This is a genomic window from Kitasatospora sp. NPDC057738 (assembly GCF_042798815.1).
Lineage (GTDB): Bacteria > Actinomycetota > Actinomycetes > Streptomycetales > Streptomycetaceae > Kitasatospora > Kitasatospora lactacystinica.
This window is the reverse complement of sequence record NZ_JBHVJT010000051.1, coordinates 1-14354: the sequence shown is the minus strand read 5'-3', so window position 1 is coordinate 14354 and position 14354 is coordinate 1. Positions and strand designations below refer to the sequence as shown.

The window sequence follows — 14354 nt, the reverse complement described above, 5'->3', positions numbered from 1 at the left end:
GCGTTGTCTTTTGGGGTGGGGGGGAGGTGGAAGGCACAGGGGTTGCTTTGTTGTGCCCCTTGGGTGGGTGTGGGGGGCTCCCCCCCCGTCCCCCCCCCCCCCCCCCCGACGGCCCCTCCGACCCGGGGGCGGGCCGGGAGGGCGCCGACCTCAGGAGGTCAGCGAGGTCTTGCGGGTGGAGATGATCTGGTCGATCAGGCCGTACTCGGCGGCCTCCTCGGCGGTCAGGATCTTGTCGCGCTCGATGTCGTCGCGCACCTGCTCCGCCGTCCGGTTGGAGTGCTTGGAGAGCATCTCCTCCAGTTGCTCGCGCATCCGGAAGATCTCCTTGGCCTGGATCTCCAGGTCGGACACCTGGCCGCGGCCGGTCTCGGTGTACGGCTGGTGGATCAGGATGCGGGCGTTCGGCAGCGCCATCCGCTTGCCGGGGGTGCCGGCGGCGAGCAGCACGGCCGCGGCGGAGGCCGCCTGGCCCATGCAGACCGTGGTGATGTCCGGCTTCACGTACTGCATGGTGTCGTAGATGGCCGTCAGGGCCGTGAACGAGCCGCCGGGCGAGTTGATGTACATCTGGATCTCGCGGTCCGGGTCCATCGACTCCAGGCACAGCAGCTGCGCCATGATGTCGTTCGCCGAGACGTCGTCGACCTGCGAGCCGAGGAAGATGATGCGCTCCTCGAACAGCTTGGCGTACGGGTCGTACTCGCGGATGCCCTGCGTGGTGCGCTCGACGAAGCGCGGGACGATGTAGCGGCCCTCGGCGCGCATGTCCTCGACGCGGGCCTTGGCGGCCGACAGGCTGGGGATGTTCATGGGGTCCTTGTCCTCCGGGGCGTTGGGGCTGTGGTCTCGCGGGCCGGGCCGAGGCTCAGGCAGCGCCCGTGCCGCCGCCGCCGGGGACGTCCGCGGCGCTGTGCATGATCGCGTCGATGAGGCCGTACTCCAGGGCCTCCTCCGGGGTGAACCAGCGGTCGCGGTCGGAGTCGGCGGTGATCTGCTCGAAGGACTGGCCGCTGTGGTGGGCGATCAGCTCGGACATCCGCTTCTTGGTGCGGAGCAGCTGCTCGGCCTGGATGCGGATGTCGGTGGCGGAACCGCCGAGGCCCGCGGAGGGCTGGTGCATCAGGATGGTCGAGTTCGGCAGCGAGAAGCGCTTGCCCGGGGCACCCGCGGTGAGCAGGAACTGGCCCATCGAGGCCGCCATGCCCATCGCGATGGTGACGACGTCGTTCTTGATGTACTGCATGGTGTCGTAGATCGCCATGCCGGCCGAGATCGAGCCGCCCGGGGAGTTGATGTAGAGGAAGATGTCCTTGTCCGGGTCCGCGGCCAGCAGCAGCAGCTGCGCGGTGATCTTGTTGGCGATGTCGTCGTCGACCGCCTGGCCGAGGAAGATGATCCGCTCGTTGAGCAGCCGGTTGTAGACCTGGTCGCCAAGGCCGCCGAGCACGTCACCAGCGGCGGCGTGCGGCGCCATCGGGCCAGGCATCTGCATCTGCGGGAACGTCACTTAGCCACCTGCTCAGTCGGTTTGGACGGTCGCTCCACGGCCGTCACGATGTCGCACAGCTTCCGGGTATCACGTCGTGATTGGTGCTGTCCAAGGACCCTAACGCGCAGGCCGGGCCGCAGAATCCCTCACGCAGAACTGTTCGCTGTGAGCGCAGGGTCGCGGTGGTCGCGGGCGGGGACGACAGCGGGCCCGGACACCGTCCGGCGTCCGGGCCCGCTGCAGCCTGGAGGGGCTACCGGGGCGCTCAGGCCTCGGTCTTCTCCTCGGCGGAGGTCTCCTCGGCGGCGGCCTCGACGGTCTCGGCCGTCTCGTCCTCGTCGTCGAAGTTGATCTCGTTGCCCTCGGTGTCGACGACCTTGGCGGCCTCGACCACGGTGGCCAGCGCCTTGCCGCGGGCGACCTCGCCGACCAGCAGCGGAACCTGGCCGCCCTGGACGACCTGCTGGGCGAACTGGTCCGGGGTGAGGCCGGAGCCGGCGGCGCGGCGGATGAGGTGCTCGGTCAGCTCCTCCTGGTTAACACCCAGCTCCTCGTCGGCGACGATCTGGTCCAGGACGAACTGGGTCTTGATGCCCTTCTTCGCCTGCTCCTCGATCTCCGCGTCCCACTCCTCGGCGGTCTTGCCCTGGGTCTCCAGGTAGGCGTCGAGGGAGAGGCCCATCGGCTGGAGCTGGTGGTGCTCCACGTTGTGCTTGCGGGTCTCGACCTCGTCCTTGAGGAGCTTCTCGGGGTACTCGATCTCAACCAGGGCGAGCAGCGCGTCCAGGACCTTCTCCTGGGCCTGGGTGGCCTGGTCGTACTCCTTCATGCGCTCCAGGCGCTTGCGGGAGTCGGCGCGCAGGTCCTCCAGGGTGTCGAACTCGCTGGCCAGCTGGGCGAACTCGTCGTCCAGCTCGGGCAGCTCCTTCTCCTGGACGGCGGTGACGGTGACGGTGACCTCGGAGGTCTTGCCCGCCTGGGTGCCACCCTTGAGCTCGGTCTCGAAGGTCTTCTCCTCGCCGGCCGACAGGCCGACGACGGCCTCGTCGATGCCGTCGATGAGGCGGCCCGAGCCGATCTCGTAGCTGACGCCGTTGGCGGTGCCGTCGTCCGGCACCTCGCCGTCGACCTTGGCGACCAGGTCCACGACCACGATGTCGCCCTCGGCGGCGGCGCGCTCGACGTCCTTGACCGAGGAGAAGCGCTCGCGCAGCTGCTCCAGCGACTTCTCGATGTCCTCGTCGGAGACGACGATCGGGTCGACGGTCACCTCGATGGAGGAGAACTCCGGCAGGGTGACCTCCGGACGGACGTCGACCTCGGCGGTGAACTTCAGGTCGCCGCCATCGGCGATCTTCTCGACACCCTCGATGTTGGTGATGTCGGGCTGTCCGAGGACCTCGATCTTGCCCTCGTCGACGGCCTGCGTGTAGAAGCGCGGCAGGGCGTCGTTGACGGCCTCTTCCAGCACGGCACCACGGCCGAAGCGCTGGTCGATGACCCGGTTCGGGATCTTGCCCTTGCGGAAGCCCGGGACCGAGACCTGCTGGTTGATCTTCTTGTACGCCGCGTCGAGGCTGGGCTTGAGCTCCTCGAAGGGCACCTCGACGGTGAGTCGAACCCGGGTCGGGTTCAGAGTCTCGACGGCGCTCTTCACGGTTAGGTCTCCTAGGGGCTTGCGGTCAGGTTGTCTCCGCCCGTCCCCATCGCCCGGCCGGAGCCGGAAGGGGGGTCGGACGAGACGGGCGATGGGCGGTTGGAGCTGCATCTCCCGTGGGGTGGACGGTGAGCTTGACTCCTCGCCCTCGTGCGGTTGACCTGGGTGGACGCCACAGGGACTACCGCCAGCGCCCCATCCTACCGGTACCACGAAAGGCGGACGCCAGGCGCCACCGTACCGCCGCCGGGGAGCTCCCACACAGAACAGGGCCCCGCCCCCGTCGGGCGAGACCCTGCCGCACTGTCGGGGTGACCGGATTCGAACCGACGGCCTTCCGCTCCCAAAGCGGACGCGCTACCAAACTGCGCCACACCCCGTGGTGCCGAGAGGAAGCGTACACGCCGGGCCTGCACGGCTCGCCGAGTTGTTCCGCGCGGGCGCGACCGCGACATATACCGCGCGGGCGCGAGGGGGTGCACGCAGGGCGCTGGGCGAGGGGGCGTGCGCTCGGGCGGCCGGACCAGGTACGCTGTCCCCCGGACTTCCGGCCGGTGACGGCTGGGAGCGTCGTGCGGGCGTAGCTCAATGGTAGAGCCCTAGTCTTCCAAACTAGTCACGCGAGTTCGATTCTCGTCGCCCGCTCTCCGATCCGGCCCCGGTGCGCCCAGCGCACCGGGGCCGTCGGCGTTCCCCGGGCCGCCGCGGCCCCTTCCGCCTCAGAGTCCGAGCCGTGCGGCCCGGGCGGCGGCCCGGTCCAGCAGCTGGTGGACGTCGCCCTCCCGGGTGGTCGGGCGGTCGTTGTACTCGTCCGGGGAGCGCGCCGGGCGGCCGGTGGCGCGCAGCACCTCCATCAGCTGGACCCGGGCGGTGCGCACGGTGTCCGGGGTGCCGTAGCCGTGTGCCAGGACGGCGGCCTGCGCGCCGAGCAGGCAGACCCGGCCGGCCGCGTCCCACATCGCGCCCTGGAGCCAGCCGTGCGCCCCGATGTAGCGGGAGGCGAGCCGGAGGTGGTCGGCCGCGCCGACCGGCACGGGCCGCGCGGGCCGGCCCAGCGCCCGGTCGAGCAGGGTGGCCCGGGGCTCGGGGTGGCCGGCCTGCCAGGGCCGCAGGACGCTGCCGTGGGGGCAGACGTACGGCACCGGGGTGCGCGCGGGGGCGGGCAGCGAGGCGAGGTAGGCCTCGATCTCGGCGACCAGCCCGGGGCCGGCCGGGCCGAACGGCGGCGGCCCGGGGGCGAGGAGGACGGGCGGGGGCGGGGCGGTGGTGCGGGGCATGCGGGTCCTCCGGGCGGACGGCCTTCAGGTTCCGCTGCCCAAAGTGGGGCATCCAGGACAATTCCGCGACCGGAGGACCGCGGGGTCCGCATGGTTTCCCGGCGGGCTGTCGGGCCGATAGCCTCGGCGGCGTTCGAGCGCAGTTCGAGCGCGAGCTCAGCCGCCGCGCTCCCGAGGTGGAGGAGTCCCGGTGCATCCGCAGGAGCGACTGGCCGTCATTCAGCGCTGTGTGGTCCGGGAGATGGCGCGACTGGGCCAGGTGTTCCGCCCGGACGGCGAGGTGGTCCGCGGCCCCGGCACCACCGCGGTGGCGGTGCGCGAGCACCCCGGGGACGACGGCGCCGGGCACGTGGACCTCGGCTTCGTGCTCCACCTGGGCCGGGCGGACGCCCCGGTGGTGTGGGACTGCGCGGCAGGCCTCGGCAAGACCGAGGAGGAGAAGCTCGCCAACGCGGTGAAGATGTGGGCGACCACCACCGCCCCGGTGCTGGTCGAGGTCGCGGGGGGCCGCGGGATCCGCGCCGACCGCCCGGCCCTGCCCGGACTCCCGGGCTGGCACGCGGTGCAGGGGCCGGCCGCGGTGTTCGGCTTCGGCAACGAGCACCTGGCGGGCTGGCTCGCCGAGCACCGGGTGCTGCCGGCGCTGGCGCCCGCGCTGCGCGCCGGGTTGACCGGGCCCGGGCCGGTGGGCGTCAAGCTCTTCCTGGGCGGGAAGGCGGGGGACGACGTCGCCGAGGTCCGGGTGGGCGGCGAGGTGTCGGAGGCGGCGTCGGCGGCGCTGCGCGCGCTGGACTGGCCGCGGGGCGAACGGCTGTGCTGGGCACGGCTGTTCGTGCTGCTGACGGCCGAACCGACGGCATCGGGGCAGCACACGCCGGCGGGTGCGGTGGCACCCGCGCCGATGCGTGCCCCGGCCCCGGCGGCGGCGCGCCCCCGGGGACTGTTCGCTCGCTGGCGGGAGGCCAGACGGGCCGACCGGTGACCCCTGGGCGAGGGTGCGGACGGCCCGGCCGGGTCAGCCGCCGGTGATGCCGGAGATGCTGTGCGCGAGGTTGGCCAGCAGGGAGTTGATGGAACCGGCGACCGTGGTCTCGTGGAGCATGAAGCCGAACAGGGCGGCGACGATCGCGTGCGGGATCTTCATCTGCTTGTTGCGGATGAAGATGATGCACAGGATCGCGAACAGGACCAGTGCGGAGACGGAGAGTGCCACCCGGACTCACTTCCTCGTTTTCATAGCGGGGTGCCGCCGCCCGGCGGCACCTGCGAAAGCCGGACCCCGGCCTGTCCGACGGTCCCGAGGCGGAATCGCGGACCGTCCGGCGCAGCGCCGGCGAGGGAGCCCGCAGTCGACCGCTGTCTGTCGTGCCGCACGTGACGCCCCCAATCCCCCGAATCCTGAACAGTCCCGCCCGGACTCAGTGTGGTCGACCGTGCCGATTGCGTAAAGGTCTGAAAGTCAGCCCAACGCCGATATCCTGCGATGCGAGACGAGTTTCCGCCGACCGGGACGATAGCGGAGCCGTCCTGACGAATCGTCGGCGGGGCCGTGCTGAGCGGCCGGAAAACGGCCGGGGGCGGGGAACGGAAGCCGCTGGTCCGCTCCGTCGACGGGGCCTGCGAATTGGCCGAAGATCAGCTGCCGGGCTTGACAGCGGCGGCTGCCCTTGGCATGTGCCCCGATGGCGCCGTCAGTCGCGCCAGAGCAGCAGCACGGCGCGGTCGTCGTTGATGTCCCGGGCGACCGTCTCGATCAGCGCCGCCGCGGTGCCCGTACCCGTCCCGGGTCCGCCGCCGGGCACCAGCCGGTCCGCCTCCCCCATCAGCCGGTCCATGCCCTCCCCGAGGTCCCGGCCCGGGGCCTCGACCATGCCGTCGGTGCACAGCATCAGCACGTCGCCCCGGTTCAGCCGGCCGCGCACGCCCTCGAACTTGGCGCCGTCGTAGATCCCGAGCAGCGGGCCCTCGGCCTGCTTGACCTCCCAGCGCCCCTCCCCGGCCAGCCGCTGCATGCCCGGCAGGTGCCCGGCCGAGAGCAGCTCGTACTCCCCGGTGTCCAGGTCCAGCACCAGGTGGACGGCGGTGGCGAAGCCCTCCTCCCAGGACTGGCGCAGCAGGTAGCCGTTGGCGGCGGGCAGGAAGTCGTGCGCGGGCAGCGAGCCGACCAGGCCGCCGAAGGCGCCGGAGAGCAGCAGCGCGCGGGAGCCTGCGTCCATGCCCTTGCCGGAGACGTCCGCGAGGACCACCTCCAGCAGCCGCTGGCCGGGGCCGGTGCGGGCGGCGACCACGAAGTCCCCGGAGAAGGACTGGCCGCCGGCCGGGCGCAGCGCCATGTCCGCGTGCCAGCCCTCCGGCAGCTCGGGCACCCGGCTCTGCACCCGCAGCCGCTCGCGCAGGTCGAACAGCATGGTGGAGCCGCCCCACCAGGGCACGCCGACCCGGGCCCGGAACTGGGCGAGCAGCAGGCCGCCCACCCCGGCGGCGCCGACCACCAGGGCCGCGCCCGGGGTCACGCCGTAGATGTACGCCTCGGGGTTGTCGCTGGCGACCCGCTGGCCGGTGTGGATCACGGACTCGGAGGAGAGGCCGAGCGCGGCCAGCGCGTAGAGCACCACCAGGCTGCCGGGGCGCAGCAGCAGGGCGCCGGCCAGGATCGGCAGGACCAGGGAGGTGGGCGGGGCCCAGTCGGGCATCCAGATGTTGAGCAGGATCAGCAGCGGGACGAGCAGGGCGAGCGCGCAGAGCACCGGCCAGTCGGCGGCGCCGCCGCGGAAGTAGTCCACACCGGCTGTGCGCAGCCTTCGGCGGACCCGGCGGACCCTCTTGCGCAACCGGGCCGTCACGGACTCGGACGCCGTGGCGGCGCCGGGCCTCGTCGCAGTCGTCTGGGGCGGTGTGCCCGGCGCTCTGCCAGCCATGGGGTCCGACCCTATCCACGGGCACGGCCCGGCGTCGACGGGCCGGGGGCGGGCGCGGGCGCCGGAGCGCGGGGCGCCCGGCGGGTTTCGGCCGATCGGCGGGGTTGCGGGCGTGCCGTCAGGAGGCGTACGCCGGTTGGGCGTACGGAACCGTGCGGGCGGCGTGCGCGCCCCGCGTACGGGGGTGTCCGAGCGCCGGTGCCTGTGGCCGATCCCACAGGCGGAGCGGGCCGCCGCGGGCCCGTCGGGCGAGGTCCGGGGCCGTCCCGGGGCGTCCGGGGGCGTCCGGACACGGCGACGGCCGGTCGCACGGGAGCGTGCGGCCGGCCGTCGGGGAGGGTGGGTGGCGGGATCAGCCCTGCGGGTGGTGGGCCGGGATCGGCGGGAGCTCGCCGGTGGTCTCGTACTCGCTCAGCATCTCGATCCGGCGGGTGTGCCGGGGCTCGCCGCTGTACGGGGTCTTGAGGAAGACCTCGACGAACTCGGTGGCCTCCTCCTGGGTGTGCATGCGGCCGCCGATGGAGATCACGTTGGCGTTGTTGTGCTGACGGCCGAGCTCGGCGGTCTGCACGCTCCAGGCCAGCGCGGCCCGGACGCCCTTGACCTTGTTGGCGGCGATCGCCTCGCCGTTGCCCGAGCCGCCGATCACGATGCCCAGGGCGTCCTCGTCGGCGGCGGTGCGCTCGGCGGCACGCAGGCAGAACGGCGGGTAGTCGTCCTCGGCGTCGTAGATGTGCGGCCCGCAGTCGACCGGCTCGTGGCCGGCCCCCTTGAGCCACTCCACGAGGTGGTTCTTCAGTTCGTATCCGGCATGGTCTGAGCCCAGGTACACGCGCATGCCATGAGTGTGGCATGCGCGTGCGCCCGGGCCCGACAACGGGGGCGCCGACCGGGTGGGGCGGCGGGGTGGGACGGCGGCGCGGGGCGGCCGGGCGACGCGGGCCGCCGGGCGGATCAGCGCCGGCCGAGCAGCTTCCAGGCCAGCGGCAGGGCGCCGGCGGCGAAGGCGGCCTTGACGGCGTCGCCGACCAGGTACGGGTAGAGGCCGAGCTCGGCGGCGCGGGCGAGCGGCACGTGCAGCGACAGGGCGAGGTACGGGACGCCGACCGCGTAGATGGCGAGGCTGCCGAGGACCATGGTGACGGCGGTGTTGACCGGGGTGCGGTCGGCGCCGCGGCGGGCCAGCGCGCCGGTCACGGCGGCGGCGAGGACGAAGCCGATCACGTAGCCGAAGGAGGCCGTCGCCCAGCCCGAGGTGCCCTCGGCGAACCAGGGCAGGCCCGCCATGCCGGCCAGCAGGTAGAGCACCATCGAGGCGACGCCGCGGCGGGCGCCGAGCGCGGTGCCGACCAGCAGGGCGGCGAAGGTCTGGCCGGTGACGGGCACCGGCGAGCCGGGGACGTTCACCGACAGCTGGGCGGCCAGGCCGGTCAGCGCGGCGCCGCCGGCCACCAGGGCCAGGTCGCGGGCCTGGGCGCCGAGGCGGGTGGAGGCGGCGGGCAGCAGGTCGGCGAGGACGGTGCGGCGCGGTATCGGGGTGGTGGCAGTGGCCATCGGGGCTCCTCCGTGAGAGTCCAGGTGAGTGAACACCTGTGAACCTACGCGGTGATCCACTGGGCGAACGGCACGGTTTCGGACAAACCCCCGCCCTCGGGCATTGTCGGAACCGGACCGGAACAACTCCTGGTCACAGCATGATCACAGTAGGTTTCGGCAGGGTCCGCATGGTGGGCCCGAATCGAACATTCTTGGCATGGACAGGGGTGCCGCCGGATATTGGACAGCTCATGTCGCATACCGCACAGTCTGGAACCACCCCTATGGCCCCCACTTCCGCCCCGACGGCGACCGGGACCCCCACCGGCACCCAGCCGGCCGCAGGCCCGGCGTCGGGTGGTCAGCAGCTCTCGCACGGCCTGAAGCAGCGCCACCTGTCCATGATCGCCCTCGGCGGCGTGATCGGCGCCGGCCTCTTCGTCGGCTCCGGCGCCGGCATCGCGGCCGCCGGCCCGGCGATCATCCTGGCGTTCGTGCTCTCCGGCCTCCTGGTCATGCTGATCATGAGAATGCTCGGCGAGATGTCCGCCGCCCGCCCCGCCTCCGGCTCGTTCTCGGTGCACGCCGAGAAGGAGATCGGCCCCTGGGCCGGGATCACGGCCGGCTGGATGTACTGGGTGATGCTCTGCTGCGGCGTCGCCGCCGAGGCCACCGCCGCCGGGAAGATCGTCAACGGCTGGATCCCCGGCGTCTCCGCCTGGGTCTGGGTCGGCCTGTTCATGGCCTTCTTCTGCGCCAGCAACCTCACCGCGGTGAAGAACTTCGGCGAGTTCGAGTTCTGGTTCGCCGCGATCAAGGTCGCCGCGATCATCGCCTTCCTGGTCCTCGGCGGGCTCGGCATCGCCGGGGTGATCGGCCCCGGCGCCCCCGGCACGGCGAACCTCACCGGCCAGGGCGGCTTCCTGCCCAACGGCGTCGACGGACTGATCATCGGCCTGCTCGCCTCGGTCTTCGCGTACGGCGGCCTGGAGACCGTCACCATCGCCGCCGCCGAGTCCGACGACCCCAAGAAGAACGTCGCCAACGCCGTGCGCACCGCGGTGTGGCGGATCGCGATCTTCTACATCGGCTCGATGGCCCTGGTGGTCACCCTGGTCTCCTGGAAGGACCCGAAGGTCGTCGCCGACGGCCCGTACGTCACCGTGCTGAGCCACCTCGGGGTGCCCGCCGCCGGAACGATCATGCAGGTGGTGGTGCTGGTCGCGCTGCTGTCCGCGATGAACGCCAACATCTACGGCGCCTCCCGGATGGCGTACTCGCTGGTCGGCCGCGGCCAGGGCCCCAAGTCGCTGGCCAAGGTCAGCGGCGGGGTGCCGCGCAGAGCCGTGCTGATCTCCTGCCTGTTCGGCTTCGGCGCCGTGCTGGCGGCCAAGTTCTGGCCGGACACCGTGTTCACCTGGCTGATGAACACCACCGGCGTGGCGATCCTGGTGGTCTGGCTGTTCATCTGCGTCGTCCAGCTGCGGATGCGCCGCCGGCTGGAGCGCGAGGCGCCCGAGCTGCTCACCGTGAAGATGTGGGGCTACCCGTACCTCACCTGGGTCGCGATGGCCGCCGTGGCCGCCATCCTCGCCCTGATGACCACCACCGAGGGCAACCGCGACCAGCTGTACGCGGCCGGCGTGCTGGTCGCGCTGCTCACCGTCGCCGGGCTGCTCAAGCAGCGCCGGGACGCCGCCGCCCTGCGCTGACCTTCCCGTCCCCATGCATGGCGAGGGCGTGTCCTGTGGATTTCGCCGCGCACCCGGCAAGGATCGGCAGGACACGCCCCAGGGCCCGGTACCGATCGGTACCGGGCCCTGCCGCGTTTCCGGGGAACTACGTACGGCTCACTCGAAGGACGGGCCGGCCGTGCGGGTGCGCTTGATCTCGTAGAAGCCCGGGGTGGAGGCCACCAGCAGGGTGCCGTCCCACAGCCGGGCCGCGGCCTCGCCCTTCGGGGCGGGGGTGACCACCGGGCCGAAGAAGGCCACCCGCTCGCCGTCCGCGCCCTCGACCGCGATCACCGGGGTGCCGACGTCCTCGCCGACCAGGGTGATGCCCTCCTTGTGCGAGGCGCGCAGGGCGTCGTCGTAGGCGTCCGTGCCGCCCGCGTCGGCCAGCTCCGCCGGCAGGCCCGCGGCCACCAGGGCGGCCTCGATGGTCTCCCGGTTCTGCGGCAGGCCCTGGTTGTGGAAGCGCACGCCCAGCTCGGTGTAGAGCCGGCCGAGCACCTGCGGCCCGTGCCGCTCCGCGGCGGCGATGCAGACCCGCACCGCGCTCCAGGCGTTGTCCAGCAGCTCCCGGTAGCTCTCCGGGAGGTCCCGGTGCTCGTTGAGCACCGACAGGCTCATCACGTGCCAGCGCACGTCGACCGGACGCAGCTGCTCGACCTCGACCATCCAGCGGGAGGTCATCCACGCCCACGGGCAGGCCGGGTCGAACCAGAAGTCGGCGGTCTTGCGCTCAGTGGCAGTCGTCACTGGTGGTGTCCTTCGTGAGGCGATCCTGGGCAGGGAGGAGTTCCACCCCCGGAACGCCAACACCCGCCCGGGGCCGCTGATTCCGGCGCGAACGCGGCGGCCTGTGCAATGGTACTGACGGCGAGCGGCGTGAAAGGATGACCCCGCGCGCGCGGCACACCCCGCGCGAGACCGCACCACCCACAGGCGCACCACCGTGCGAGCCGGACAAAGGAGTACCGCCGTGCCGGGCAAGAACCTCAGCCGCGACGAGGCGCAGCAGCGGGCCAGCATCCTGACCGTGGACGGCTACCGGGTCCGGCTGGACGTGACCTCGGCCCCTGACCGGGCGGCCGGCACCTTCCGCTCCACCACCACCGTCACCTTCCGCTGCTCCCAGCCCGGTGCCGGCACCTTCCTCGACCTGCTCGCCCCCGCCGTCCGCTCGGTCACCCTGAACGGCCGAGCCCTCGACCCGGCCACCGCCTACGACGGCGCCCGGGTGCACGTCGACGGCCTGGCCGCCGAGAACGTGCTGACCGTCGAGGCGGACTGCGCCTACAGCCGCACCGGCGAGGGCCTGCACCGCTTCGTCGACCCGGTGGACGGCGAGACCTACCTCTACACCCACTACGAGCCGGCCGACGCCCGCCGGGTGTTCGCGAACTTCGAGCAGCCCGACCTGAAGGCCCCGTTCACCTTCACCGTGACCGCCCCGGCCGCCTGGAACGTGTGGTCCAACGCCCCGCACGAGAAGGTCACCGAGCAGGACGGCACCGGGCAGGACGCCGCCGCGCAGGACGGCGGCCGCACCTGGGAGTTCGCGCCGACCAAGCCGATCTCCACCTACCTCACCGCCGTCGTCGCCGGCCCGTACCACGTCGCCCGCGACCACTACCGCCGCGAGCTGGCCGACGGCACCGCGCTGGAGATCCCGCTCTCCGCGATGTGCCGCCAGTCGCTGGCCCCGTACTTCGACGCGGACGAGATCCTCGGCGTCACCAAGCTCGGACTCGACTTCTTCCACGAGGAGTTCGACTACCCGTACCCGTTCGGCAAGTACGACCAGGCCTTCGTTCCCGAGTACAACATCGGCGCGATGGAGAACCCCGGCTGCGTCACCTTCCGCGAGGAGTTCGTCTTCCGCTCGAAGGTCACCGACGCCGCGTACGAGGGCCGGGCCAACGTCATCCTGCACGAGATGGCGCACATGTGGTTCGGCGACCTGGTCACCATGCGCTGGTGGGACGACCTGTGGCTGAAGGAGTCCTTCGCCGACTTCATGGGCTCCTACGGCCTGATCGGCGCCCGCACCCGCTACTCCTCCGCCTGGGTCACCTTCGCCAACCAGCGCAAGGCCTGGGCCTACCGGCAGGACCAGTTCCCCACCACCCACCCGATCACCGCGGACATCCGGGACCTGGAGGACGCCAAGCTCAACTTCGACGGCATCACCTACGCCAAGGGCGCCTCCGTCCTCAAGCAGCTGGTGGCGTACGTCGGGTCCGAGGCCTTCTTCGAGGGCGCCCGCCGCTACTTCAAGCGCCACGCCTTCGGCAACACCGAGCTGGGCGACCTGCTGGAGGTGCTGGAGGAGACCAGCGGCCGCGACCTCAAGGCCTGGGCCGCCGCCTGGCTCCAGACCTCCGGGGTCGACTCGCTCACCCCGCAGGTCACCACCGACGCCGAGGGCCGGATCACCGAGCTGGCGGTGCTCCAGGACGGCGAGGTGCTGCGCCCCCACCGGATCGCGGTCGGCCTGTACGACCGGGACGCCGACGGCGCCCTGGTCCGCACCGGGCGGATCGAACTGGACGTCACCGGCGCCCGGACCGTCGTCGCCGAGGCCGCCGGCCTGCCCCGCCCGGCGCTGGTGCTGCTCAACGACGACGACCTGACCTACTGCAAGATCCGCTTCGACGAGGAGTCGCTGGAGAACCTGCGCGCCGGCCTCGGCGACATCCGCGACGAGCTGGCCCGGGCGCTGACCTGGTCCGCGGTCTGGAACCTCACCCGGGACGGCCTGATGCCGGCCCGCGACTACGTCGCCCTGGTGCTGCGCTTCGCCGGCCAGGAGGGCAACATCGGCGTGCTCCAGTCGCTGCACGCCCAGGCCAAGACCGCCGTCGACCTGTACGCGGACCCGGCCTGGCGCGGCGAGGGCGGCCGGCTGCTCGCCGACGGCGCCCTGCGCGAGCTGCGCGAAGCCGTCCCCGGCAGCGACCACCAGCTGGCCTGGGCCCGCTTCCTCGCCCAGACCGCCGGCGGCGCCGAGCACCTCGGCCTGGTCCGCGGCCTGCTGTCCGGCAGCGCCCGGATCGACGGACTGGAGGTCGACCAGGACCTGCGCTGGTCGCTGTGGCTGGCGCTGGCCGCGTCCGGCCAGGCCTCCGACGAGGAGCTGGCCGCCGAACTGGCCGCCGACAACACCGCGAGCGGCAAGCGGCACCACACCCAGTGCCTGGCCGCCCGGCCCACCGCAGAGGCCAAGGCCGCCGCCTGGTCGGCGGTGATCGACTCGGACGAGCTGCCGAGCGCCCTGGTCGAGGCCAACACCGCGGGCTTCTCGATCCCCTCCCAGCGCGACCTGAGCGCCCTCTACGCGGCGCCGTACTTCAAGCTGCTGGAGCGGATCTGGGCCGACCGGACCATCGAGATCGCGATGCGGATCGTCGGCGGCTTCTTCCCGATCGCCCAGACCGACGAGCAGACCCTGGCCGAGGCCGACGCCTGGCTGGCCGGGCACCCGCAGGCCGCGCCCGCGCTGCGCCGTCTGGTGCTGGAGCGCCGGGACGACCTGGCCCGCGCGCTGCGGGCGCAGGCCTGCGACCGGGCCTGACGGGCCGCCCCCGGGCCCGACCGGCCGTACGCCGCAACGGCCGTACGCCACAAGGGCCTTCGCCGCAACGGCCGTGGGGGGGGGGGGGGCCGGGGGTTGCGACGGGGGAGGGGGGGGGACGAGGGGTGTTGGTGCGAGAGTGGGGGGGGGAGGGGGTGGTGACAGAACAGCAG

The 14354-nt window shown here is 72.5% G+C and carries 12 protein-coding genes and 2 tRNA genes; 4 read left to right on the top strand and 10 right to left on the bottom strand.

Translation table 11 applies throughout. The annotated features are described in order from the left end of the window. Positions 1–150: 150 nt before the first annotated feature. The 4 genes from ACFVGO_RS25735 to ACFVGO_RS25720 form a co-directional block, all read right to left on the bottom strand. A complete protein-coding gene (locus ACFVGO_RS25735) occupies positions 151–813 on the bottom strand; it encodes an ATP-dependent Clp protease proteolytic subunit (RefSeq protein ID WP_359914840.1) in 663 nt (220 codons plus the stop codon). A 55-nt stretch (positions 814–868) separates the two neighbouring features. Further along, positions 869–1489 carry an ATP-dependent Clp protease proteolytic subunit gene (locus ACFVGO_RS25730; protein ID WP_380353544.1) on the bottom strand — a complete coding sequence of 207 codons (621 nt, stop codon included), beginning with the start codon at positions 1487–1489 and terminating at the stop codon, positions 869–871. 268 nt (positions 1490–1757) lie between these two features. Further along, positions 1758–3149, bottom strand: a complete 1392-nt coding sequence (gene tig / locus ACFVGO_RS25725) for a trigger factor (protein ID WP_359914834.1) — start codon at positions 3147–3149, stop codon at positions 1758–1760. Positions 3150–3455: 306 nt separating this feature from the next. Continuing rightward, positions 3456–3529: transfer RNA gene (locus ACFVGO_RS25720), tRNA-Pro, on the bottom strand. Between the two features lie 194 nt (positions 3530–3723). On the opposite strand from ACFVGO_RS25720, the gene ACFVGO_RS25715 reads away from it, so the two are divergent. Continuing rightward, positions 3724–3794, top strand: a tRNA-Gly gene (locus ACFVGO_RS25715). Between the two features lie 74 nt (positions 3795–3868). Here ACFVGO_RS25715 and ACFVGO_RS25710 read toward each other — a convergent pair. After that, the gene (locus tag ACFVGO_RS25710; protein ID WP_380634303.1) at positions 3869–4426 is read right to left on the bottom strand and encodes a hypothetical protein; all 558 of its coding nucleotides are present in this window, start codon (positions 4424–4426) and stop codon (positions 3869–3871) included. A 190-nt stretch (positions 4427–4616) separates the two neighbouring features. On the opposite strand from ACFVGO_RS25710, the gene ACFVGO_RS25705 reads away from it, so the two are divergent. Further along, positions 4617–5408: a DUF6348 family protein gene (locus tag ACFVGO_RS25705; RefSeq protein ID WP_380353536.1), complete on the top strand. Its 792-nt coding sequence runs from the start codon at positions 4617–4619 to the stop codon at positions 5406–5408. Positions 5409–5441: 33 nt separating this feature from the next. Here the strand turns inward: ACFVGO_RS25705 and ACFVGO_RS25700 are convergent, their stop codons facing one another. The 4 genes from ACFVGO_RS25700 to ACFVGO_RS25685 all read right to left on the bottom strand — a co-directional run bounded on the left by ACFVGO_RS25700 (position 5442) and on the right by ACFVGO_RS25685 (position 8898). After that, entirely contained in the window at positions 5442–5639 is a 198-nt protein-coding gene (locus ACFVGO_RS25700; protein ID WP_359914825.1) for a hypothetical protein, read from the bottom strand. 478 nt (positions 5640–6117) lie between these two features. Then, on the bottom strand, positions 6118–7344 hold the full coding sequence (locus ACFVGO_RS25695; protein ID WP_359914822.1) for a PP2C family protein-serine/threonine phosphatase: 1227 nt from the start codon (positions 7342–7344) through the stop codon (positions 6118–6120). Between the two features lie 352 nt (positions 7345–7696). Next, positions 7697–8182: a ribose-5-phosphate isomerase gene (locus ACFVGO_RS25690; protein ID WP_359914820.1), complete on the bottom strand. Its 486-nt coding sequence runs from the start codon at positions 8180–8182 to the stop codon at positions 7697–7699. Positions 8183–8298: 116 nt separating this feature from the next. Next, on the bottom strand, positions 8299–8898 hold the full coding sequence (locus ACFVGO_RS25685; RefSeq protein ID WP_380353532.1) for a biotin transporter BioY: 600 nt from the start codon (positions 8896–8898) through the stop codon (positions 8299–8301). A 266-nt stretch (positions 8899–9164) separates the two neighbouring features. Here ACFVGO_RS25685 and ACFVGO_RS25680 point away from each other — a divergent pair, with 266 nt between their 5' ends. After that, the gene (locus ACFVGO_RS25680) at positions 9165–10592 is read left to right on the top strand and encodes an amino acid permease (protein ID WP_359914816.1); all 1428 of its coding nucleotides are present in this window, start codon (positions 9165–9167) and stop codon (positions 10590–10592) included. A gap of 138 nt (positions 10593–10730) precedes the next feature. On the opposite strand, the gene ACFVGO_RS25675 is transcribed toward ACFVGO_RS25680, so the two are convergent. Continuing rightward, a complete protein-coding gene (locus ACFVGO_RS25675; protein WP_359914814.1) occupies positions 10731–11363 on the bottom strand; it encodes a DsbA family protein in 633 nt (210 codons plus the stop codon). 223 nt (positions 11364–11586) lie between these two features. Here ACFVGO_RS25675 and pepN point away from each other — a divergent pair, with 223 nt between their 5' ends. Then, complete coding sequence (gene pepN / locus ACFVGO_RS25670) at positions 11587–14181, top strand: aminopeptidase N (protein WP_359914811.1); 2595 nt, start codon at positions 11587–11589, stop codon at positions 14179–14181. Positions 14182–14354 lie beyond the last annotated feature (173 nt).

What these genes read in the sequence shown, in the direction of transcription:
- ACFVGO_RS25735 (WP_359914840.1), bottom strand. Translation starts at nt 813, where the DNA reads ATGAACATCCCCAGCCTGTCGGCCGCCAAGGCCCGCGTCGAGGACATG.
- ACFVGO_RS25730 (WP_380353544.1), bottom strand. Translation starts at nt 1,489, where the DNA reads ATGCCTGGCCCGATGGCGCCGCACGCCGCCGCTGGTGACGTGCTCGGC.
- ACFVGO_RS25710 (WP_380634303.1), bottom strand. Translation starts at nt 4,426, where the DNA reads ATGCCCCGCACCACCGCCCCGCCCCCGCCCGTCCTCCTCGCCCCCGGG.
- ACFVGO_RS25695 (WP_359914822.1), bottom strand. Translation starts at nt 7,344, where the DNA reads ATGGCTGGCAGAGCGCCGGGCACACCGCCCCAGACGACTGCGACGAGG.
- ACFVGO_RS25690 (WP_359914820.1), bottom strand. Translation starts at nt 8,182, where the DNA reads ATGCGCGTGTACCTGGGCTCAGACCATGCCGGATACGAACTGAAGAAC.
- ACFVGO_RS25685 (WP_380353532.1), bottom strand. Translation starts at nt 8,898, where the DNA reads ATGGCCACTGCCACCACCCCGATACCGCGCCGCACCGTCCTCGCCGAC.
- ACFVGO_RS25680 (WP_359914816.1), top strand. Translation starts at nt 9,165, where the DNA reads ATGGCCCCCACTTCCGCCCCGACGGCGACCGGGACCCCCACCGGCACC.